The 21,780-nt window shown below is 71.5% G+C and carries 21 protein-coding genes; 9 read left to right on the top strand and 12 right to left on the bottom strand.

Annotated elements, in window-relative coordinates; translation table 11 throughout:
* Nucleotides 1-183 precede the first annotated feature (183 nt).
* Together ACF1CT_RS27895 and ACF1CT_RS27890 are read right to left on the bottom strand one after the other, a co-directional pair.
* Nucleotides 184-378, bottom strand: a complete 195-nt coding sequence (locus ACF1CT_RS27895) for a ferredoxin (RefSeq protein ID WP_391786722.1) — start codon at nucleotides 376-378, stop codon at nucleotides 184-186.
* Nucleotides 379-407: 29 nt separating this feature from the next.
* On the bottom strand, nucleotides 408-1,607 hold the full coding sequence (locus tag ACF1CT_RS27890) for a cytochrome P450 (RefSeq protein ID WP_391786721.1): 1,200 nt from the start codon (nucleotides 1,605-1,607) through the stop codon (nucleotides 408-410).
* Nucleotides 1,608-1,934: 327 nt separating this feature from the next.
* On the opposite strand from ACF1CT_RS27890, the gene htpX reads away from it, so the two are divergent.
* From htpX to ACF1CT_RS27875, 3 genes are all read left to right on the top strand, one after another.
* Nucleotides 1,935-2,846 carry a zinc metalloprotease HtpX gene (htpX, locus tag ACF1CT_RS27885; RefSeq protein ID WP_391786720.1) on the top strand — a complete coding sequence of 304 codons (912 nt, stop codon included), beginning with the start codon at nucleotides 1,935-1,937 and terminating at the stop codon, nucleotides 2,844-2,846.
* A 37-nt stretch (nucleotides 2,847-2,883) separates the two neighbouring features.
* Entirely contained in the window at nucleotides 2,884-3,471 is a 588-nt protein-coding gene (locus ACF1CT_RS27880; RefSeq protein WP_391786719.1) for a hypothetical protein, read from the top strand.
* A 134-nt stretch (nucleotides 3,472-3,605) separates the two neighbouring features.
* Entirely contained in the window at nucleotides 3,606-4,199 is a 594-nt protein-coding gene (locus ACF1CT_RS27875; protein ID WP_391786718.1) for a DUF1707 domain-containing protein, read from the top strand.
* Nucleotides 4,200-4,376: 177 nt separating this feature from the next.
* Here the strand turns inward: ACF1CT_RS27875 and ACF1CT_RS27870 are convergent, their stop codons facing one another.
* Both ACF1CT_RS27870 and ACF1CT_RS27865 read right to left on the bottom strand, forming a co-directional pair.
* Nucleotides 4,377-4,787 carry a Zn-ribbon domain-containing OB-fold protein gene (locus ACF1CT_RS27870; protein ID WP_391786717.1) on the bottom strand — a complete coding sequence of 137 codons (411 nt, stop codon included), beginning with the start codon at nucleotides 4,785-4,787 and terminating at the stop codon, nucleotides 4,377-4,379.
* Nucleotides 4,784-5,236, bottom strand: coding sequence for a DoxX family protein (locus ACF1CT_RS27865; protein WP_391786716.1), 453 nt, complete (start codon nucleotides 5,234-5,236; stop codon nucleotides 4,784-4,786). The genes ACF1CT_RS27870 and ACF1CT_RS27865 overlap by 4 nt, the downstream gene beginning before the upstream one ends.
* Before the next feature lie 154 nt (nucleotides 5,237-5,390).
* Here ACF1CT_RS27865 and ACF1CT_RS27860 point away from each other — a divergent pair, with 154 nt between their 5' ends.
* On the top strand, nucleotides 5,391-6,578 hold the full coding sequence (locus ACF1CT_RS27860; RefSeq protein WP_391786715.1) for a flavin-containing monooxygenase: 1,188 nt from the start codon (nucleotides 5,391-5,393) through the stop codon (nucleotides 6,576-6,578).
* A gap of 116 nt (nucleotides 6,579-6,694) precedes the next feature.
* Here the strand turns inward: ACF1CT_RS27860 and ACF1CT_RS27855 are convergent, their stop codons facing one another.
* A complete protein-coding gene (locus ACF1CT_RS27855) occupies nucleotides 6,695-8,071 on the bottom strand; it encodes a hypothetical protein (RefSeq protein ID WP_391786714.1) in 1,377 nt (458 codons plus the stop codon).
* A gap of 350 nt (nucleotides 8,072-8,421) precedes the next feature.
* Here ACF1CT_RS27855 and ACF1CT_RS27850 point away from each other — a divergent pair, with 350 nt between their 5' ends.
* Both ACF1CT_RS27850 and ACF1CT_RS27845 read left to right on the top strand, forming a co-directional pair.
* Entirely contained in the window at nucleotides 8,422-10,650 is a 2,229-nt protein-coding gene (locus ACF1CT_RS27850) for an acetate--CoA ligase family protein (protein WP_391786713.1), read from the top strand.
* 121 nt (nucleotides 10,651-10,771) lie between these two features.
* Nucleotides 10,772-11,752 (top strand): enoyl-CoA hydratase/isomerase family protein, encoded by a 981-nt coding sequence (locus ACF1CT_RS27845; protein ID WP_391786712.1) that lies wholly within the window; start codon nucleotides 10,772-10,774, stop codon nucleotides 11,750-11,752.
* A gap of 23 nt (nucleotides 11,753-11,775) precedes the next feature.
* On the opposite strand, the gene ACF1CT_RS27840 is transcribed toward ACF1CT_RS27845, so the two are convergent.
* Nucleotides 11,776-12,255 carry a hypothetical protein gene (locus tag ACF1CT_RS27840; protein WP_391786711.1) on the bottom strand — a complete coding sequence of 160 codons (480 nt, stop codon included), beginning with the start codon at nucleotides 12,253-12,255 and terminating at the stop codon, nucleotides 11,776-11,778.
* Between the two features lie 122 nt (nucleotides 12,256-12,377).
* Between ACF1CT_RS27840 and ACF1CT_RS27835 the strand changes: the two genes are divergently transcribed.
* Nucleotides 12,378-13,040 (top strand): flavin reductase family protein, encoded by a 663-nt coding sequence (locus ACF1CT_RS27835; RefSeq protein WP_391786757.1) that lies wholly within the window; start codon nucleotides 12,378-12,380, stop codon nucleotides 13,038-13,040.
* An 81-nt stretch (nucleotides 13,041-13,121) separates the two neighbouring features.
* Here ACF1CT_RS27835 and ACF1CT_RS27830 read toward each other — a convergent pair whose 3' ends face one another.
* Nucleotides 13,122-14,471, bottom strand: coding sequence for an MFS transporter (locus tag ACF1CT_RS27830; RefSeq protein WP_391786710.1), 1,350 nt, complete (start codon nucleotides 14,469-14,471; stop codon nucleotides 13,122-13,124).
* A 264-nt stretch (nucleotides 14,472-14,735) separates the two neighbouring features.
* Here ACF1CT_RS27830 and ACF1CT_RS27825 point away from each other — a divergent pair, with 264 nt between their 5' ends.
* Entirely contained in the window at nucleotides 14,736-15,113 is a 378-nt protein-coding gene (locus ACF1CT_RS27825; protein WP_391786709.1) for a hypothetical protein, read from the top strand.
* A 112-nt stretch (nucleotides 15,114-15,225) separates the two neighbouring features.
* Here the strand turns inward: ACF1CT_RS27825 and ACF1CT_RS27820 are convergent, their stop codons facing one another.
* Together ACF1CT_RS27820 and ACF1CT_RS27815 are read right to left on the bottom strand one after the other, a co-directional pair.
* Nucleotides 15,226-15,642 carry a DUF2809 domain-containing protein gene (locus tag ACF1CT_RS27820; protein ID WP_391786756.1) on the bottom strand — a complete coding sequence of 139 codons (417 nt, stop codon included), beginning with the start codon at nucleotides 15,640-15,642 and terminating at the stop codon, nucleotides 15,226-15,228.
* A gap of 117 nt (nucleotides 15,643-15,759) precedes the next feature.
* Nucleotides 15,760-17,049, bottom strand: coding sequence for an MFS transporter (locus ACF1CT_RS27815; protein ID WP_391786708.1), 1,290 nt, complete (start codon nucleotides 17,047-17,049; stop codon nucleotides 15,760-15,762).
* Nucleotides 17,050-17,107: 58 nt separating this feature from the next.
* Between ACF1CT_RS27815 and ACF1CT_RS27810 the strand changes: the two genes are divergently transcribed.
* Nucleotides 17,108-18,091: a GlxA family transcriptional regulator gene (locus tag ACF1CT_RS27810; RefSeq protein WP_391786707.1), complete on the top strand. Its 984-nt coding sequence runs from the start codon at nucleotides 17,108-17,110 to the stop codon at nucleotides 18,089-18,091.
* A gap of 136 nt (nucleotides 18,092-18,227) precedes the next feature.
* Here the strand turns inward: ACF1CT_RS27810 and ACF1CT_RS27805 are convergent, their stop codons facing one another.
* From ACF1CT_RS27805 to ACF1CT_RS27795, 3 genes are all read right to left on the bottom strand, one after another.
* Entirely contained in the window at nucleotides 18,228-19,289 is a 1,062-nt protein-coding gene (locus ACF1CT_RS27805; RefSeq protein WP_391786706.1) for a Zn-dependent alcohol dehydrogenase, read from the bottom strand.
* Nucleotides 19,286-20,596, bottom strand: coding sequence for an acyl-CoA dehydrogenase family protein (locus tag ACF1CT_RS27800; RefSeq protein ID WP_391786705.1), 1,311 nt, complete (start codon nucleotides 20,594-20,596; stop codon nucleotides 19,286-19,288). Before ACF1CT_RS27800 ends, ACF1CT_RS27805 begins: the two co-directional genes overlap by 4 nt.
* A gap of 216 nt (nucleotides 20,597-20,812) precedes the next feature.
* A complete protein-coding gene (locus ACF1CT_RS27795) occupies nucleotides 20,813-21,727 on the bottom strand; it encodes an SDR family oxidoreductase (protein WP_391786704.1) in 915 nt (304 codons plus the stop codon).
* Nucleotides 21,728-21,780 lie beyond the last annotated feature (53 nt).

Below are 21,780 nucleotides of genomic sequence, written 5' to 3'. Positions count from 1 at the left end.
GCGCATCCGGCCCGGTCGCGGAAACCCTGAACCGGGCCCGGATGCGGGCCGGGTGCGTGGGTCCGACCGGATGACCGGGGTCCGCCCGGACCGGGACGAACGCCCGGCCCCGGACGGACCACCGGACCCGAACGGGCCACCGGCCGCGGTCAGGCGACCGGACGGTCGGGCGGCCGGCCGCGGTCAGGTGACGGTGATCGCCTGGACCGGGCAGACGCGGGCGGCCTCCTTCACCGTGGGCCCGTCGGCGGCGGCCTCGTAGTCGGGCAGCAGCTCGCTGAACCCGTCGTCGTCCTGGGTGAACACCTTCGGCGCGGTGAGTGCGCACTGGCCGGCACCGATGCACCGGTTCTTGTCGATGTCGATACTGATCCGCATCTCGGCAGACCTTTCCGATCCGGGCCCGTTCACCAGGTGACGGGCAGTTCCAGCAGCCCCTGAATGGTGTCGCCCGGTTTGAACGGCACCTCGTCGGCGGGCACCGCCAGCCGCAGCTCCGGAAGCCGTCGGCACAGGGTGCGCAGCGCGATCTCCATCTCGGCCCGTGCCAGGTTCTGCCCCAGGCACTGGTGGATCCCGAATCCGAAGGCGACGTGGCTGCGCGCGTTCCGGCCGAGGTCCAGTTCGTCCGGTGCGGTGTAGACGGCGTCGTCGCGGTTGCTCGCCGACGTGGACAGGACGACCCCGTCCCCCGCCCGAATGGTCACCCCGCCCACTTCGATGTCCTGAACCGCCACCCGCGAGATTCCGTCCGCGATGGAGAGGAAACGCAGCAGTTCCTCGACCGCGGAGGGCATCAGGTCCTCCGACTCCCTCATCCGGGCGAGCTGGTCGGGGTACTGGAGCAGCGTGAACGTGCCGAGCGAGATCATGTTCGCCGTCGTCTCGTGCCCGGCGACGAGCAGGATCTCGGCGAGCCGCACGAGCTGGTCGCGGTCCACGGCCCCGGTCTCCAGCTGCCCGGCGATCAACTCGTCGAGCAGCCCCTCACCGGGGGTGGCGCGCTTCTGCTCGATCAGTTCGAGGAAGTAGGCGTCGAGAGCCTCCCGCGCATCCTCGACATCGGTGGTCGTGGGGCCCCGGAGCAGCTTGCGCGACTGCCCCTCGAAGAAGTCGTGGTCGGCGTAGGGCACCCCGAGAAGAGCGCAGATGACCATGGAGGGCACCGGCAGCGCGAAGGAGCCGACCAGCTCGGCCGGAGGCCCCTGCTCGATCATCCGGTCGAGGAGCCCGTCCACGGTCTGCTGGATCTGCGGCCGAAGGGCCGCCGTCCGCTTGACGGTGAAGCTCGGGATCAGCATCCGGCGCTGGGTGTTGTGCTCCGGATCGTCCACGCCGAGCAGTTCGACGCGCCGCACGCTCGACCTGGCCAGCCGCTCGACGAAGAACGGGAACGCGGGATTCTCGCGGTCGGACGACAGTCTGGGGTCCACCAGGAGCGAACGCGCCTCGGCGAGCCCCGTCACCAGCCAGACCCTGCGTCCGTCGAAGAGCCGGGCGGGCACCACCGGCTGCTGCGCTGCGCGGCGCGCGTCCAGGTATCCCGTCGGGGGGTGGTAGGGGCAGGTGCGGTTCTGCGGAAATGGAATGGTCTCGGCGTCTGCCATGGCGGGCCTCGCAAGCAAGGAAGGAGTCCTACCGATCTCTGCCCACTAGATGCCTCAGGCACCTAAATGGTCCAGGTGATGTTCGGCCAAATATCCTCCGGCAACCTTCGGACCCCCTCGTCCCATTCTCCCTCCCGTCGGCCACTCTCCCTCCGTCGGCCACTCTCCCGCTGCCGGACCGAACGCGCACGCCGAACGAGCACGCCGAACGCTCCTCCCCCACCGTCCCCGCCCCTTCCGCCCTCCCCTCCCTCCCCATTCAGCCCTATCGGCGTTTTCAGGGCGAAAGGGGCAATATGGAAGGCGATAGGGCGACTGGAGGCGACGATGAGCCGGACCCGTTCCCGTTATGCCCCGGACAGCGGCCTGACCACGCGCATGGTCGGCACCATGTTCCTGATCGGTCTGCTGTACGTGGTGCTGGTCGGCGTGCTGCTCGCCGTGCTGCGCGGCGCCTGGCCGATCATTCTGATTCTCGTCGGTGGCATGTTCATCGCGCAGTTCTGGTTCAGTGACCGGATCGCGGCGTTCAGCATGGGGGCCCGCGAAGTCACTCCCCAGGAGGCGCCCGAGTTGCACGGCGCCATCGACCGGATCTGCGCCCTGGCCGACATGCCGAAGCCCCGCGTGGCCATCGCCCAGAGCGACGTGCCGAACGCCTTCGCGACCGGCCGCAGCGAGAAGACCGCCCTGGTCTGCGCCACCACCGGACTCCTGCGCAGACTGGATCCCCCGGAACTGGAGGGTGTGCTGGCGCACGAGATGTCACACGTCGCCCATCGCGATGTGGCGGTCATGACGATCGCCTCGTTCCTCGGCGTACTGGCCGGCATCATCACCCGCGTCGCCCTGTGGGGCGGCATCTCCCGCAACAGCCGGAGCAACGACCCCATCGGCATCGCCATCATGCTGATCCCGCTGATCAGTGCCGCCGTGTACGTACTGAGCTTCCTGCTCACCCGGCTGCTCTCGCGCTACCGCGAGCTCTCCGCCGACCGCGCCGCCGCCCTGCTGACCGGCCGCCCCTCGGCGCTCGCCTCCGCCCTCACCAAGGTGAGCGGCCAGATGGCCCGCATCCCGACCGAGGACCTGCGCAAGGCCGAGCCGTACAACGCCTTCTACTTCGTTCCCGCGTTCTCCTCCAAGGAGAGCCTGAGCCGGCTGCTCTCCTCCCACCCGACGCTCGAAAAGCGCCTGGACCAGCTCGCCCGCATCTCCGCCGAACTCGCCCGCCCGTGAGAAATCCGCCCCGGGAATCCCACTGGAAGGAACGCGCATGGGCCTCCTCGACGTCATCCTGGGCCGCAGCAAACCGGTCCGCCCCGACCTCGACCAGCTCTTCGCCGTCCCGTCCGCCGCGCTCACCCTCCAGGCGGGTGCCGGATTCGAGCCCACCGGGCTCGGCTCGGTCTGTTTCGCCGGCGTCGAGGGCGGCACCTTCGCCCGCATCCAGCAGGACGTCCGCGAACTCCTCGACGCCGACACCGAGCGCGGCGGCATCCCGGTGGAGTTCAGCCAGGACACCTACGGCTACACGTGGCTGCTCGCCCGTCAGTCGCCCGACGACGTGGCATCCCTGGTCAACGACCTTCACGCGGTCAACACGCTGCTCCAGGACGGCGGCTTCGGGCCGCAGCTGCTCTGCTCGCTGATCGGCTTCCGGGACCCCCGTGACCGCCGCCCACTGGCCCTCGTCTACCTCTACAAGCGCGGCACGTTCTACCCGTTCGCCCCGGTACCCGGAGGCTCGGAGAAGCGCGACAACCAGCTTGAGCTGCAGGTCAGGGCAGTGCTGGGGGACGACCTCCGGATGGAGAAGGACCTGGCGCGGTGGTTCCCGGTGTGGGGGGCGCCGGGTCTGTGAGGGCCTGCCGGGTGGCCTTCGCCCGGTCAGAGGTCACCCGACAGGCTCCGGGACCGCGGGCCGCACCTCGTACGGTCCCGGGCCGTCGCGACGGCCCGGGACCGGTTCCCGCGCCCGTCCGTATCATCGCTGCCATGACTGCCGAGCCCTCGCGTCCCGCCAAGCCTCTGCGCGCTTCCGATGCCGATCGTGAGGCGGTGGTCGAGCAGTTGCGGGAGGCGGCTGCCGAGGGGCGCATCGACCTCGACGAACTGGACACCCGGCTCGGACTCGCCCTGTCCGCCAAGACCTGTGCCGAGCTGGCCCCCCTCACCGAGGACCTGATTCCCGTCGTGGTGGCCCCGGGTGAGCCCCTGGTCCTCAAGGGCGGCATGCACGGCGCGAGCCGAACGGGACGCTGGAAGGTGCCGCCGCAGATACGCGCCCACGCCGGTGCCGGTGGCGTCCGGATCGACTTCAGCCGCGCCGAGTGCCGGCTGCGCGAGATCGAACTGGACGTGTACGGGGAGATGGCCGGTGTGAAGATCGTCGTGCCGCAGGGCTGGACGGTGCAGGCCGACGACCTGTCCCTCGGTCTCGGCGGCTTCAGGAACAGGACCACGGACGAGAGAATCCCCGGCACTCCGGTACTCCGGCTGACCGGATCGTGCGGCATGGGGGGCGTGACCGTCCGCCACCCCAACTTCCTCGAACGCCGGAAGCTGCGCAAGACCGAAACGGATCGCTGAGGCACAGCCTCGCCCCGCCTCCCCTCGCCCCGCCTCCCCTCGCCCCGCTCCCCTCGCCCCGCCTCCCCTCGCCCCGCTCCCCTCGCCCCGCCGCTCCTCGGCCGGGCCCCGCGGCCAGCCCCTCTGCCGACCGACCGCGGCCCGCCCCTCGACCGACCGCCCCCCGCGGTCCCTCCTTCAGGGCCGGAAGACCGGAACGGTCTCCTGGCCCGGCTCGCGACGGAAGGCCACCCGCAGCGGCATGCCGATCACCAGATCCGGCTCCGCGCAGTCCACGATCTCCGTCATCATCCGGGGCCCCTCGGCGAGGTCGACGACGGCGGCGGTGTACGGGACACGGGTACCGAACGGCGGCAGGTCGTTGCGGTGGACGACAGACCAGGTGTACAGCGTGGCCTCCCCACTCGCCCGTTCCCAGACGACCTCGTCGCTCCAGCAGTGCGGGCAGAACTCACGGGGGTAGTGGTGGGCGCGCCCACAGGCCCGGCAGCGGCGCAGGAGCAGTTCTCCCCGCTCGGCCGCGTCCCAGTAGGGGCGGGTGAACGCATCGGGTTCGGGCAGATCGAAACGTGCGGCGGCGGTGGTCACAGGAAGAGTCCGATCGCGCGGTCGAGGGACCAGGTCTGCCAGGACATCGCGAACAGCGCCACGAGCGAGATGAGCGCCATCATCGCGTTCTGCCCCTGCTCGGCCCAGTCGTGGATCATCAGCACCAGATAGAGCAGGTTGAGGACGAGCCCGCCGACCAGCGCGACGGGGGTGAGGAATCCGGCGACCAGGCCGAGCCCGAGAGCGAGTTCGGCGTACACGACCAGGTAGGCCATCGCCCTGGGGCGCGGGGCGACGATCCGCCGGAATCCGGTACGCACGACCCCCCACCGGTGCTTGCCCGCCACGTCGGTGGCCCACGCGATCCCCGTACCGCGCTCGAACCAGCCCTTCTTGTCCTTGTGCCGCCAGCTCTCCAGCCACCACAGGCCCAGGCCCACCCGGAGTACGGCCAGCCACTCGGCGCCACCGAGCCAGATCGTCTGCACGAGACCTCCCACCGCCCACCCAACCGAATCTGACGGTACGTCAGTTCACCCGATGACGGCTCCGCGCACAAGGGGTAGGGGTCGTGATCAATTCGCAATCGATTCCGGTCTTGACCGAGACCCATCAAGTGATCGCGCGATTACGCTCCGAACCATGTCCGACAGCGCACGCACCGCGAACGGCTCCGTCCCGGTCCCCACCGGCCTGACCGAGCACCGGCCCGTGTACGTCATCGGCGGCGGCCCGGGCGGCCTGGCCGCCGCCGCGGCCCTGCGCGAACAGGGCGTCCGGGCCGTGGTCCTGGAGAAGTCCGGGCAGGTGGGGGCGTCCTGGCGCCGCCACTACGACCGGCTGCACCTGCACACGACCCGGCGCCGGTCCGCGCTGCCGGGGCTCGCCATGCCGCGCCGGTTCGGGCGCTGGGTGGCCCGGGACGACGTGGTGCGCTATCTGGAGAAGTACGCCGAACACCATGAGCTGGAAGTGGTGACGGGGGTCGAGGTCTCCCGCGTCGACCGGGCCCCGGACGGTTCCGGTTGGCGACTCGCCGCGACCGGGGGCCGGATGCTGACCGGCCGGGCCGTCGTCGTCGCCACCGGCTTCAACCACACCCCGCACGTCCCCGACTGGCCCGGACGCGACGCCTTCACCGGCGATCTCGTGCACGCCGCCGACTACCGCGACCCCACTCCGTACACGGGCCGGGACGTCCTGGTCGTCGGCATCGGCAACACGGGCGCGGAGATCGCCGCCGACCTCGTGGAGGGCGGGGCGTCGCGTGTACGGATCGCGGTGCGGACCGTGCCGCACATCGTGCGCCGCTCGACGGCGGGCTGGCCCGCCCAGGCGACCGGCATCCTGGTGCGCAGGCTGCCGGTGTGGCTCGTCGACCGGGCCGGACGCCTGATGTCCCGGCTGGCCGTGCCCGACCTCACCGCCCACGGGCTCCCGCGCCCGGACACCGGCCTGTACTCACGGGTCCGGGAGGGCGCCATTCCGGTGCAGGACGTGGGGCTGATCGACGCGGTCCGGGCCGGACACGTCGTGCCCGTGGCGGCCGTCGAATCGTTCGACGGGGACACGGTGGTGCTTGCCGACGGCGAACGGATCACTCCGGACGCGGTGATCGCGGCGACCGGCTACCGCAGATCCCTGGAGGGGCTGGTCGGCCACCTCGGCGTACTGGACGCACGGGGACGCCCGGTGGTGCACGGCCGCCGCACCCCCAAACAGGCCCCCGGCCTGTACTTCACCGGCTTCACCAACCCGATCAGCGGCATGCTCCGCGAACTGGCCCTGGACGCCGGCAAGATCGCCAAAAGGCTGGCGCGCACCCGCTGATCCGCGGGACCGGCACCCGCCGGTGCGGCAGTGGAACGAATCGGGCCGCGTGCGGGCACGAACGCGGGGCGCGGCCGGTGGCGTCCGGCCGCGCCCCGCTCGGCGGAATCCGCCCGTTACGCCTGCGGCGTGGCGTTCACCACGACCTGGGCGGTGTTGTTCCCGGGGTTCGGGTCGAACGAGAACGGCGCGTCGCCGAAGACCGGCCTGAGCGCGACGTCACCGGTGGCGTCGGGAACCACCTGGTCGATGCGCAGTTGGAACGGGAAGGTGCGCGTCGTGTCCGGCAGGGTCCAGTACGGCAGTTCGCAGGCATAGCGCGGAGCGCCCGTCCGGTGCGGGTAGTAACTGCCGCTCAGGGTGCGCGGCTCGCAGGCGTCGGGTACGGCGGTGGCGGTGACGCCCTGGGGAACGGTGAAGTCGACGACCGCGACGGGGTCGCCGGAGCCGAGGTTCCCGAGCCAGGCGGGACCGTTGTTGCGGAAGCCCAGTTCGGCGGTGACGGTCTCCCCCGCACCACCCGTGACGCGGGCACCGGTCGCCTCGAAGTCTGCGGTGTTCACCGCGTTGAACCCGGCGATGGTGTAGTTGTCCTCGCCGGCGAGGTCGTCCGCCCCGTTGCCCGGGTCGACGCTGATGTCGAACCGCTCGGCGAGAGCGTGGGAGGCGAGGGTCACCCGCAACGGCTCGGGCAGGGTGAAGGTGTCACCCGGTTCGAGCACCTCGTCGAAGGCGCAGGTCGCCTCCGTCATCGGCGCATACTCGTCGTCGCCGATCGTCCGGTACGTGCACTCGGGGTACCGGGTGAGCAGGTCGAGCCCGTACGACGCGACGAACCTGGCGGCGAGGCCCTCGGAACGCTCGTCGCCCTTGTTGGTGACCGTGAACGGGACGGTGTGCGTGCTGCCCGGCTGGGCGCCCTTCACCGGGGCGATGTCCCCGAGGGAGAGGTCCGGCCCTCCGGCGACGGTGAGCGTGGTGTCGAACGAGTCGAGCGGGGCCTCCATGCTCTCGGCGGGGCCGCCGGTGAGCCCGCCGGTGGCCACGGCCGTGTAGGTGATCCGCCCGTGCGCCCCGGCCGCGGCGCCCGCCGCGGCCCGCACCGTGAGGTGGACCTGCGGGCCGTAGTCGTCACCGATCGTCGGCACCACGGGGACACTGCACACGGCGGTCGTCCCGCTCGGGGCACAGTTGTCCGGCCAGGTCACCTCGGCCACTCCGGCGACACCGGAGATGTCGACCGTGAGACGGCCGTCCGTGACGGTGAAGTTGTCGTTGTCGTGCGAGAGTCCGATGTCCAGCGAACGGCTCTGCGGCCCGTCTTCGGAGCCACCGCCGAGCGGCAGCTTCTGTTCGGACTGCGCGTTGATCCAGAGCTGGTCGGTCTGCTCCTCGGCGGACGCGGGAACCGCGAGTCCGACGGTCAGCAGTCCGGCAGCGGCGGCGACGCGGGCTCCGAAGCGTACGGCACGCCGGGCGGAGTCGGGTCTCATTGAATACCCCCAGAGATATGGCACTGACGACAAACGGCGACCGGAACTCCGGCCCGTTGGTTGGACGTTCAAGATCAATGAGAGGTTGTACGTGTCAGCGCCCCATCGCCCTTCACGGGAACGGCGCGAACCGCCGAAACGACGAGAACGGCGCTAACGGCCAGAATGACGAGAAGTACGCAAACGGCACGAACGGCCGACCAGAGCCCGTACCGCACATCCACTTCATCCGTTGACTGCACAACCATTCCTGACGAGCCGTCAGTTCAGTAACCTGACAGAGTGTCAGCTATTGAAGTGGCCCGGCACGCACACCCCCCGACGGACTTCGAGCAGGAGCGGGCGGAACGATGCTTGGATCGACTCACGGCACCTTCACCACCGACCTCCGCGCCAGGGTGGTGGCCTGCGGCGAGGAGCCGCGCGCCGCCGTCCACAGCAGGACGACCGCCACCACGGAGGGCGATCTCGACGTCAGCGGCCGTCCACTGCACGCACCCGTGCCGGATCTGGACCGGTTCTTCCGGCCGGAGTCCGTGGCCGTCGTCGGCGCCTCCGACACCGAGGGACGCCCCAACACGGGCATCACCCGGCAGCTGATGGCCTGGGCGGAACGGGTCGGCGCCCGGCTGCACCCGGTCCACCCCACCCGGGACTCCGTGTTCGGGCTTCCCTGTCACCCGTCCGTCGCGGACCTGCCGGAGCAGGTCGATCTGGCCGTGCTGCTGGTCGGCGATCCGCTCCCGGTGATCGAGGAACTCGCGCAGGCCAAGGTCAAGTTCGCCGTAGCCTTCGCCTCCGGGTTCGCCGAGACCGGGGAGAAGGGCGCCGCCGCCCAGGTACGGCTGGCCGCGGCGGTCGAGCGGTCCGGGCTGCGGCTCCTCGGGCCGAACACCAACCTCAACGCCTTCGAGCGGTTCCGCGACGATCTGGACGGTCCGGCGATCGCCCTGATCACCCAGTCGGGCCATCAGGGGCGCCCCGTCCACACCCTTCAGGAGCTGGGCGTACGGCTCTCCCACTGGGCACCCACCGGCAACGAGGCGGATCTGGAGACCGCCGACTTCATCTCGTACTTCTCCCGGCTCCCGGAGGTCGGGGCCATCGCCTGTTATGTGGAGGGGCTCAAGGACGGGCGCTCCTTCCTCCTGGCGGCGGACCGGGCCGCGCGGGCCGGGGTTCCGGTGGTGGCGGTCAAGGTGGGACGTACGGAGACGGGTGCCAGGACCGCCGCGTCGCACACCGGCAAACTGACCGGCACCGACCAGGTGGTGGACGCGGCGATGCGGCAGTTCGGCGTGATCCGGGTGGACGGGCTGGACGAGCTCCAGGACACCTCGGCCCTGCTGGCCCGGGCCCGGAAGCCGCAGGCCGACGGCGTCGTCGTGTACTCGATCTCCGGCGGGACCGGGGCACATTTCTCGGACCTGGCGACGGCCGCCGGCCTGTCCCTCCCCACCCTGTCCGAGGAGAAGCAGCGCGAACTGCACACGTGGATACCCGGCTACCTGAACGTGGCGAACCCGGTCGACAACGGCGGCCATCCGGTCGGCGACTGGCGCGGCCGGAAGATCATCGACGCGATCCTCGCCGATCCCGACGTCGGGGTGCTGATCTGTCCCATCACCGGCCCCTTCCCGCCGATGAGCGACAAGCTCGCCCAGGACCTCGTGGACGCGGCGGAGGCCACGGAGAAGCTGGTGTGCGTGGTGTGGGGCTCGCCCGTCGGCACCGAGGACGCGTACCGCACGACGCTGCTCGGCTCGTCCCGCGTCGCCACCTTCCGGACCTTCCGCAACTGCATCACCGCCGTGAAGGCGTATCTGGACCACCACCGCTTCACCGCCCGCTACCGCTCCCCCTTCGACGACGCGCCGCGCGTGCCCTCGCCCTCGTACCGCAAGGCTCAGGGCCTGCTGCGCACGGGTCACCAACTGAGCGAGCACGCGGCGAAACAGCTGTTGCGGGCGTACGGCATCCGGGTGCCGCGCGAACAGCTGGTGACCAGCGCGGCGGCGGCCGTCCGGGCAGCGGGCCTGGTCGGCTACCCGGTCGTCATGAAGGCATCGGGGGCCAGGCTCGCCCACAAGACGGAGCTGGGTCTCGTCAAGGTCGGGCTCACCTCCGCCAGCCAGGTGCGCGACGCGTACCGCGAGCTGACCGACATCGCCCGGTACGAGGATGTCGAACTGGACGGGATCCTGGTCTGCCAGATGGTGGAACGGGGCGTCGAGATGATGGTCGGCGTCACGCAGGACGAGCTGTTCGGGCCGACCGTGACGGTCGGGCTCGGCGGTGTGCTCGTCGAGGTGCTGCACGACGCTGCGGTACGGGTGCCGCCGTTCGGCGAGGACCAGGCGCGGGCGATGCTCGGCGAACTGCGTGGCCGGGCCCTGCTGGAAGGGGTGCGCGGCGGACCGCCTGCGGACGTGGACGCGCTCGTCGAGGTCGTACTGCGGGTGCAGCGGATGGCGCTCGAACTCGGGGACGACCTCGCCGAGCTGGACATCAACCCGTTGATGGTGCTGGGGCGCGGACAGGGCGCCGTGGCACTGGACGCGCTGGCCGTCTGCCGCTGACGGGGCACGACAGCACCACATCCGCCGGATCCACGCGTCCGGGCCGATCCACCGGGCCGACCGGACCGGACGGGGCCGCCCCGCCGCCCCGGGCCACCACCACCCGTCAAGGAGTTGCCTCATGCCGTCCTCCCCCGAAGACACCAAGAACGCCAAGAACGCCGCGTACGCCGAAAACACCGAGAACGCCATCGGACGCACCCACCGCGCCGGGGACACCGGACACACCGATGACCCCGGTCACGCCGAGCACACCGGAACGGCCACCCCCTCGACCGCCCCGCTCAACTCATTGGTACTCCACGCCACTGACAACGGCGTCTCCTGGATCACGCTCAACCGGCCCGAAGCGATGAACGCCGTCACCTGGGACCAGCGGGAACGCGTCATCGCACTCCTCTCCGAAGCCTCCGCCGACCCCTCGGTCCGGGCGGTCGTCCTCACCGCCACCGGCCGCGGGTTCTGCGCCGGTGCCGACCTGCGCGGAGCCCCCGCCCCGGGGCCCTCCGCGACGGGCACCCGCGCTCCCGGGGACCGGGTACCGGGGGATGTGGCCCGTACGATCCGGCTCGGCGCGCAACGCCTGATCGCGGCGGTTCTGGACTGCGAGAAGCCGGTGATCGCGGCCGTCAACGGCACGGCGGCCGGCATCGGCGCCCACCTCGCGTTCGCGTGCGATCTGGTGCTGGCCGCCGAGTCGGCGAAGTTCATCGAGGTGTTCGTGCGCCGCGGCCTGGTGCCGGACGGCGGCGGCGCCTACCTGCTGCCGCGCCTGATCGGCCCGCAGCGCGCCAAGGAGCTGATGTTCTTCGGGGACTCCGTCCCCGCGTCGGACGCGGAACGTCTGGGCCTGGTCAACCGGGTCGTGCCGGACGGGGAGCTGGCTGCGACGGCGCGCGTCTGGGCCGAGCGCCTCGCCGACGGCCCGACCCGGTCCATCGCCCTCACCAAACAGCTCGTGAACGCGTCGCTGGAGTCCGACCGGGCGACGGCCTTCACGGCCGAGGCCACGGCCCAGGAGATCAACATGACGACGCACGACGCCAACGAGGGCGTGGCGAGCTTCGTGGAACGACGCGCGCCGAAGTACCGGGGGCGGTAGCCCGCCCCCCGGCGGACGGGGTGCTACTCCCCGGCGAAAACGTCCTCGATGGACGAGGCCGTGGGAACCCGCAGCAGCCAACGGCTCAACGTCTCGGCATCGCCACAGCCCATGATCCGCTCACTCGCCTCCTCCGGCACCTCCACACCGACCTGACCGAGCAGAAGCAGAACACTCCTCGCGATGCCTTCCGCACATCCCTCCGCACGGCCTTCCTCACGGCCTTCCGTACGGCCCTCGTCCCGGATCTCCTCCGAAAGAGCCGACGTGTAGAACGAAAGATCCACGGCCACCAGATTCCTCCACTGTTGTGCGGCCGGACGATTGCCCAGGCCCTGTGCGGTGAGTTCGACGATGGGGTCGGCAATGGTTTCCGGCATGTCCCGCAAGGCGGTCGACAGCGTCTTCAGTACGGTACCGATGTCCGGATCGCCTGCATGCGTGATCACCGCCAGCGTCGTCAGCGCCAGGTCCTTGCGGGCCTCGGCCACGTCCGTGATCACCGCCGAAAGCCGAACCACCGGCCGACCCGGCCCGCGCGAGGGCGCCCCCGGGAAAGACGTGTCCGCGACTTCCCATCTGACGTTGCGTCAGTTTCAATGAACGGGTGATGGGACACGCAGGCATGGCCGCCACCGCCGTCCGGTACCTCAGGTCCGTCGGCGCCGCCACCGCTGCCGGACCGGCCCCGGTCGATCCGTTGCCGCGCCCGGATCTGCGGGCTGTCGCCGACGACGAGCGGGCGCCCGTCGATCCGGCGGAATTCCGGCGTGTGCTGGGGCATTTCGCCAGCGGGGTCACCATCGTCACCGCGCACGACCCGGCCGACGACGTGGGCGGTCCGGCCGGGTTCGCCTGCCAGTCGTTCGCGTCGCTCTCGCTGGATCCGCCCCTGGTGGCGTTCATGGTCGCCCGCACCTCGACGACCTGGCCGCGCATCGCCCGCGCCGGGGTCTTCTGCGTGAACGTCCTCGGCGCGGGCCAGGGGGAGCTGTGCCGGGGCTTCGCGGTGAGCGGGGCCGACAAGTTCGCGGGGGTGATGTACACGGCCGCCCCTGCGACCGGGTCGCCGCTGCTGGACGGCGTACCGGCCTGGATCGACTGCCATGTCCACGCCGTCCACACCGGGGGCGACCACCTGATCGTCGTCGGGCGGGTGGAGGCGCTGGGGGCGGTGGAACCGACGGATACGGATACGGATGCCGATGCGGACGGGGGTGGGACCGCGGACGGTCCGCTGTTGTTCCACCGCGGTCGGTTCGGGCGGTTCGGGCCCCTCACCGGGTGACCCCGTACCGGCGGACGGTATTCGGCCGATGGTGTCGTGGCGCAAGGCGCACCGCGCCGCGCCGTACGACTCCTGTGGCCGTCAGCCCGGCCCCTCGGTGACCACGCTCGACGGTTCCCGGACCCTCCGGATCACCAGGGCCATCAGTGCCGCCGTGGCGCACAGCGCGCCCGACGCGTACCAGACGACGTCGTACGAACCGAACACGTCCCGCGCCACCCCGCCCAGGAAGGCGACAAGGGCCGCACCCACCTGGTGGGAGGCGAGGACCCAGCCGAAGACGATGGCGCTGTCGTCCCCGTACTGCTCGCGGCACAGGGCCAGCGTGGGCGGGACGGTGGCGACCCAGTCCAAGCCGTAGAAGACGATGAACAGCACCATCGGCGGGTGCACTTCGGGCGCCAGCAGCATCGGCAGGAAGAGCAGCGAGACACCGCGCAGCGCGTAGTAGACGGCGAGCAGCCGTCGGGCGTCGAAGCGGTCGGTGAGCCAGCCGGAGAAGACGGTGCCGATGACGTCGAAGACCCCGATGACGGCGAGCAGCGAGGCGGCGGCGGTGATGGGCATGCCGTGGTCGTGCGCCGAGGGCACGAAGTGGGTGCGGATCAGGCCGTTGGTCGAGGCCCCGCAGATCGCGAACGTACCGGCCAGCAGCCAGAACGGACCGGTGCGCGCCGCGTCGAGCAGTACCCGCACGGTGCGCCGGGCCGCCCCGCGGGCGGGTGCGGGCTTGACCGTGTACGTGCCGCCGTACGGGGCGAGACCCACGTCGGCCGGGTGGTCGCGCAGCAGGAGCCAGACGAACGGGACGACGACCAGGGCGGCGAGCGCCACCGTCACCGAGGCCGGGCGCCAGCCGTGCTCGGCGACGATCCAGGCACACAGTGGCAGGAAGACCAACTGGCCGGAGGCACCGGCCGCGGTCAGAACGCCGGTGACCAGGCCACGACGGGCGACGAACCAGCGGTTGGTGACGGTGGCGGAGAACGCCAGCGCCATGGACCCGGTGCCGAGGCCGACGAGCAGGCCCCAGTAGAGCACCAGCTGCCAGGCGGCCGTCATCCAGACACTGGCCAGCGCCCCGGCCGCCACCGCGCCGAGCGCGACGACGACCACCCTGCGGATGCCGAAGCGGTCCATCAGGGCGGCGGCGAACGGCGCGGTGAGCCCGTACAGCGCCATGTCGACGGAGACGGCGAAGCCGATCTGCCCGCGCGACCAGCCGAATTCGGTGTGGAGCGGGTCGATGAGGAGGCCGGGGAGCGCGTTGAACGCGGCGCCGCCGATGATCGTCACGAAGGTGACGGCCGCGACGATCCACGCGCGGTGCACGCGGCGCCCGGAGGGCCTGCGGGGCCGAGGACGGACTGCTCCGCCGTCGCCGTCCCGGGCAGCAGCGGTTTCGGTTGTCTGGGTCACGTCGTTCAGCATCGGGGCCGACGGGTCGGGCGGACCATTGGCCGAAGAGACACGGTTCGCAGGGATCGGGCCATGGAGCGATCGCGAGTCCACCCGTTCCGCCGACCCCGCCCTGTCCGTTCCATCGATTCCGTCCGTTCCGTCCGTTCCGTCCGTTTTGCTTGTTCCGTCCGTTCGGTTCGTTCCGTCCGTGGACAACTGCCGGGCAGGGATGGGCCGATGCATAGGATCGTCATCTTGTCCGTCGTATCCGCGACAGAGGAATGAGGACCTTTCATGCGCTGGGCGGCCCGCCAGACATTCGACGCCCGCGCGGGAAAGCTCACCGGCTGGGGTCTGGGACTGCTGGCCGTCGCGACCGGGCTGCTGATCTGGGTGGGCTATCTGCTGCTCGCCCCGTACAGCGTGCACCACTACGGGAACACGCTGGAATGCGAGTCGCCGGTCGCGGGATCCTCCCCGAACGACCGGTCACGGTGCGGGCGCGAGCGTGAATGGCCCGAACTGATGCTCATCCTCGCGTTGTCGGTGCCCCCGGCCGTCGCCGGTACGGCGCTCGTCGTCAGTGGTCACACCCGGAAGCAGACCAGTGCCCATGTGTTCCAGGTGCTGGAGTTCATGGCGTCCGAGGAACGGGCCCGCGCCAAGGAATGACCGGCGCCCGTCGGTGATCAGCCCGACCGCGGTCCGCCCGACCGGGATCAGCCCGTCCGTGGGTCCGCCCGGCCGGGCTGGCCTCCGAGGTGCTTCCGGCAAGTGGCCGCGGTCAAGGTCTGCGGTACCGCGGCGCGGTGACCGGATCCGTTCGGCGCGCGGACCACCGCGCCCGGGGTCCGAGCCGCCCCCATGCGGCCACGGCCCAGGCAGCCCCCGCGCCGACCGCGTACCAGAACAGATCGGGGGCGTTGAAGGTCGAGCCGAGCACCAGTCGCGCCACCGTGCTGTGCCGGGACAGGTCCGCGGGCAGATCGGTCAGTTGCAGGAACTCGACCGCCCAGCTCACCGCCAGCGCCGTCCCTGCCGCCACGGCCGGGCGTGCACGGGGCGCGGCCAGGAACACCAGGGCGCAGATCAGCACGGTGTAGAGCGCGTCTCCCGCGTACTTGGCGACATCGCCCCCGGCCACGGCCCTGACCCCGAGCCCGGCGGCGACCGTCACCATCGCCGCACCCGCGGCCGTCATCCGTGTCACGTCTCAGCCGCTCCTCGTTCCCGTTCCCGTTCCCGTTTCCGCCCCTGCCCCGCTCCTGCTCCTGCTCCTGTTCCTGTTCGCACGGTGCCGTCGCGTCCTCGGCCCGCCTCACCCGATCCGTTCCAGCCGCCGGATCGGCCGGGCCAGCAGCAGTACCGCCACCACCACCATGTTGATCACCGCTCCGGCCAGCAGCACCTCCGGGGTGCCCACCCGGTCCGCGACCGGGCCCGCGAGTGCCCGGCCCGCCGCCAGCATCAGCAGGGAGCCCGCCACGTCGTACGCGTGAAGGCGGTTCAGGGCCTCCGGCGGCACATGGGTCTGCACCGTGGTCGACCACATCACCAGCCAGAACGCGAACGCGGCACCCGCCACGAACTGCCCCGCCCCGAGTGCGGCCACCGGCATGCCCAGGCCCAGCACCACCAGGTTCACGCAGACCGCGGTCAGCGCGACGGCTCCGGCGGCGAGCGGGCGACGCGGTCGCAGACGGAGCGCGAGCAGCCCGCCGACGACGCTGCCCGCGCCGTTCACCGCCATCATCACGCCGTACGTCCCGGAGCCGTGCGCCTCGGTGACCTCGACCGCTGTGAGCGGCAGCATCGGGCCGAGTACCGCGAAGCCGTACACCGTCCAGATCGCGATCACCCCCCACAGCCAACTGCGGGCCCGGAACTCCCGCCATCCGTCGACGAGTTCCGCGAAGAGGGTGCCCCGTCGCATCTCGTCGGCGGGGGCCGGGGCCAGCCGGAGCAGGAACAGGCAGACACCGGAGACCAGGAACGTCGACGCGTTCGCCGTGTAGACCGCGCCGGCGCTCGCCAGTCCGACGAGCATGCCCGCGAAGGCCGGACCGGCCATGGTCATCAGCGCCTCGGAAACCCGCAACACGGCATTGGCTCGCTGCACGTCGGAAGCGACCCGGGGCACCGTCGAGGCCACCCCCGGCTGGAACAGCGCGGCACCCACACCGGCCACCGCGCTCAGCGCGTACACCGCCCACAGCGGCGGATTGCCGGTGGCGAAGGAGACGGCCAGCACCGAGGCGCCGACCAGCCGCAGCGCATCGGCGAGGATCATCATCCGGCGCGGGGTGAAACGGTCCGCCAGCACTCCGCCGAAGAGTACGAACAGAGCCAGCGGGCCCATCCAGGCGGCCAGCGCGAACCCCACCGAGGAATGCGGCCGGCCGGCCCCCAGCAGGCCGGCGGTGAGGGCCACCGGGATCATGCCGTCGCCGAAGAGCGCGGCGGTGCGAGCGACGAAGAACAGCCGGAAGTTGCGGTTCCACAACCCGTCCGACCGGGCATCGACAAGGGATGTAAGGGGCGAAACGGGCGACTCGCCCTCGCGCTCCCGGACGGGAATGCGCGACTGCTCAACTGACTTTTCCTTCACGGGAGTGACATGTATCAGCTGGAGGTCTATACCAGCTAGGGTCGAAAGGAGTCCGCCCATGCCGCACCGTGTCGTCGTCCTGGCCCTCGACGGGCTGCTTCCCTTCGAACTCGGCATCCCTCAAAGGATTTTCGGCCGATCGCTCGGTTCCGAGCCGCTCAACGGGGGCCGCAAACTCTATGAAGTCGTGACCTGCTCCGTCCGCCCGCCGGGCCCGGTCCGCACCGACGCGGACTTCACGATCACCGTCGAACGCGGCCCGGAGACCCTGGCCACCGCGGACACCGTCGTGATCCCCGCCAGTTACGAACTCGGCCCCGTGTACACGGAGGGCAGGCTCACCCACGAACTGGCCGCCGCGTTCGCACACATCAGGCCCGGCACCCGGATGGTCTCCATCTGCACCGGCAGTTACGTACTGGCCGCCGCCGGGTACCTGGACGGGCGGCCGGCCACCACGCACTGGTCGTCGGCCGACCACTTCCAGCAGCTCTTCCCGGAGGTCCGGGTCGACCCGGACGTGCTGTTCATCGACGACGGGGACGTCCTCACGTCCGCCGGGGTCGCCGCCGGAATCGACCTCTGCCTGCACATCGTGCGCCGCGACCACGGCACCGCGGTCGCCAACGACGTCGCCCGCCGCACGGTCGTACCACCGCACCGGGACGGCGGTCAGGCCCAGTACATCCAACGCCCCGTTCCGGAGGCCCGGTTCGCGACCACCGCCACCGCCCGCACCTGGGCGCTCGGCCGGCTGGAACACCCGATCCTGCTGCGCGACCTGGCGCGGCAGGAGTCGATGAGCGTCCGGACGTTCACCCGCCGGTTCCGCGAGGAGGTCGGGGTCAGCCCCGTCCAGTGGCTGACCCGGCAGCGGGTGGAACGGGCCCGGCACCTGCTGGAATCGACGGACCTGTCGGTCGACCAGGTGGCGCGGGACGCGGGCTTCGGGACGTCCACCTCTCTGCGGCAGCACTTCCAGGCCGCGCTGGGGGTGTCCCCCACCGTGTACCGGCGCACATTCCGGGCGGGGAGAAACTGACCTGCGCCCCGGACATCCGGGCCCGACGTCCCGGAGCCCGGAGCCCGGGGCCGACGTCCCGACGTCCCGGAGCCCGGGGTTCCGGGGGCCGCCGCACGGGGCCCGGGCCCGTCCGAAGGGTTCGGCGGTCGGCGGATCAGAAGACCAGCACCCCCCGGGCCACCCGGCCGTGGTGCGCGTCGTCCGCCGCCTTCGCGAAGTCCTCCACCGGATAGGTCTCGGTGACGAGTTCGTCCAGCAGCAGCCGGCCCTGCCGGTACAGCTCCGCGTAGAGGGCGATGTCCCGCTGCGGCCGTGAGGAGCCGTACCGGCAGCCCAGGATCGACTTGTCCAGGTACATCGACGAGACGAGGAACGACGCCTCGGCCGTCGCCGCGGGAACGCCCAGCAGGACCGCCTGCCCGTGCCGGTCCAGCAGGTCGATCGCGCTGCGGATCAGCTCCGTCCGGCCCACGCACTCGAAGGCGTGGTCGGCGCCGTGCGGCAGGATCTCCCGTACCGCGTCCGGCGAGGCCGAGGCGAGGAAGTGCGTGGCGCCGAATCTCCGGGCCACCGCCTCCTTCGCCGGGTTGGTGTCGACGGCGACGATCGTCAGGGCGCCCGCGATCCGGGCTCCCTGGATCACGTTGAGCCCGATGCCGCCGGTACCGATCACCACGACGGTGTCGCCCCGGTCGACCTTCGCCCGGTTGAGTACGGCCCCGACGCCGGTGAGCACCCCGCAGCCGATCAGAGCCGCCGAGGCGAGCGGCAGATCGGCCGGGATCTTCACCGCCTGCACCGCCTTGACCAGGGTCCGTTCGGCGAAGGCCGAGTTGGACGCGAACTGGTACAGCCGCTTTCCGCTTCCGCGCCGGGTGAACGGCCGCCCCGGCATCCCGATCGCCTTGCGGCACATCGTCGGACGGCCCCGGTCGCACTCCGCGCAGGTCCCGCAGTTGGCGAGCGTCGACAGCGCCACGTGATCGCCGGGCGCCACATGGCCGACGCCCGCACCGACCGCCTGCACCACGCCCGCACCCTCGTGCCCGAGCACCACCGGCGACGGGAACGGAATCGTCCCGTCGATCACCGACAGGTCGCTGTGGCAGAGACCGGCCGCGGCCACCGCCACCAGTACCTCGCCGGGCCCCGGATCGCGTATCTCCAGGTCGTCGACGACCTCGGTCGTGCGGCCGTCGAAGACGACGCCTCTCATCCCGTCTCCCTCGGTAGGCCGAGCACCCGCTCGGCGATGATGTTCCGCTGGATCTCGTCCGAGCCGCCGTAGATGGTGTCGGACCGGGTGAACAGGAACAGCCTCTGCGCCTCGTCGAGTTCGTACGGCGAGCGCGCCGACCAGTCCCGCGGGCCGACGGCACCGGCCGCGCCCCGGATCTCCACGGCGAGTTCGCCCAGGCGCTGATGCCAGCCGCCCCAGAGCAGTTTCGCCACGCTGGGCGCGCCCGGGTCGCCGGCCGAGCCCAGGGTGCGCAGCGCGTTCCAGCGCATGACCCGGAGTTCCGCCCACTGCCGCACCAGGCGGTCGCGCAGGACCGGGTCGGTGACGGCGCCGCCGTCGACGGCGGCGCGCACCACCCTGTCGAGTTCGGCGGTGAAGCCGATCTGCTGGACGAGCGTGGACACGCCGCGCTCCAGGGACAACAGGCTCATGGCGACCGCCCAGCCGTTGCCCTCGCCGCCGACGCACTCCTCGGCGTGCGCCCCGTCGAAGAAGACCTCGTTGAACTCGCTGGTCCCCGACATCTGACGGATCGGCCGCACCTCGATGCGGCCCGGCTGGTCCATCGGCACGAGCAGGAACGACAGGCCGCGGTGGCGTCGGGAGCCGGGCTCGGTGCGGGCCAGCACGAAGCACCAGTCGGCCTCCCGCGCGAGCGAGGTCCAGATCTTCTGCCCGGTGACCCGGTGACCGCCGCGCGCGGGGTCGGGCACGGCGGTCGTCCGCACCCCGGCGAGGTCGGACCCGGCACCCGGTTCGCTGTAGCCCTGGCACCAGAGTTCCTCGCCCCGTGCGACGGCGGGCAGGAAACGCCGCCGCTGCTCGGGCGTGCCATGGGCGATCAGGGTCGGTGCGAGAAGGTTCTCGCCGATGTGGCCGACCCGGGCGGGGGCGTGCGCCCGGGCGTACTCCTCGGCCCAGACGACCTGCTGGGTGAGGGTCGCCCGCCGATTGCCGAAGCCGGTACCGCACCCCCGGCCGTCGTGGTTGCCATGGCCGTCGTGGTTGCCATGGCCGCCGAGGTCACGCGTGCCCTCGCCGGTGCCGTCGCCGTGGCGCCCCGGGCCCCCACCGGGCCCGGCACCGTGGTTCCAGCCGAGGCCGATCCAGCCGCCGCTGCCGAGCTCTCGTTCCCAGGCACGGCGGATCTCCGCGCCCTCGTGCTCGCTGCCCGGACCGCCGACACCGGCCGCCGTCGCGTACGGGCCGACGAGGTGCGCTTCCAGCCAGGCGCGGGCCTCCGCGCGAAAGGCGGTGTCGTCCGGGCCGAAGGTGAAGTCCACGTTGCCTCCTGCGTGCGGGGATGGTGGTCCGGTCGTCGGTGCGCACCGGGAACGGGGCCGGGTCCGCCGACCAGGGGCCCTGCCCCGGCGCGGGGCCCGTACCGAAGGCGGATGGCCGGGGCCCGTACCGGGGGCGAGGCGGGACCGCCCGCGTCCCCGTTCCGCCCCCGTCCCGTCCCCCGGGGCCTGTCGGATCGAAGGTCACCGGGCAGGCTCTCAGGCGTTCGGCCGTGCCTTCGTGGCGGCCGCCGCCGCCATCGCCTCCAGTTGCGCCAGCATCGGCATCGGGTCGGTGCCCACCGTCCCCGGCAGGAAGTCCGCGATCCGCTCCGGGGTCCAGGGGCCTTCCGCGTACCCGGCGCGCAGTTCCCTCGGCTGGGCCCAGACCGCGATCTTGGGGCCGGCGACCGTGTACACCTGGCCGGTGATCCCTTCCTTGCGGGCCCGCTCGCTGAGCAGGTAGACGACCAGCGCCGCCACGTCCTCGGGTTCGCCGATCTCCTTGAGTTCCATGGGCACGTTGGCGGACATCCGGGTACGGGCGACCGGGGCCACGGCGTTCGCGGTGACGCCGTACTTGTGCAGGCCGAGTGCCGCGCTCCGCACCAGCGAGATGATCCCGCCCTTGGCGGCGCTGTAGTTGGCCTGGGCGACGCTGCCCTGATGGTTGCCGCTGGTGAAACCGATGAGCGTGCCGCCGCCCTCCTGCTTCCGCATCACCGCCGACGCGGCCCGGAAGACGGTGAAGGTGCCCTTGAGGTGGGTGGCGACCACCGGGTCCCACTCCTCCTCCGACATGTTGAACAGCATGCGTTCCCGCAGGATGCCGGCCACGCACACGACGCCGTCGATCCGCCCGTACCGTGCCAGCGCGGTGTCCACGATCCGCTGGCCGCCCGCCATCGTGGAGATGTCGTCGGCGACGGCCACCGCCTGCCCGCCCGCCGCCTCGATCTCCTTGACGACCGCCTCGGCCACCTCGCTGCTCGGTGTGCCGCCCTCGATCGAGACGCCGTAGTCGTTGACCACGACCCGCGCGCCCTCGGCCGCCGCCGCGAGCGCGACCGCCCGCCCGATGCCGCGCCCGGCACCCGTCACGGCCACCACCTTGCCTGCCAAGAAGTTCCCCATGCCCGGCCCCTTCCCGCGGTTTCTGACGGACCGTTAGATTTTATGGGCCATCA

The organism is Streptomyces sp. NPDC014734, from assembly GCF_043083325.1.
Lineage (GTDB): Bacteria > Actinomycetota > Actinomycetes > Streptomycetales > Streptomycetaceae > Streptomyces.
Note: the sequence above shows the minus strand (reverse complement) of the source record. Positions and strands in the feature narration are given on the sequence as shown.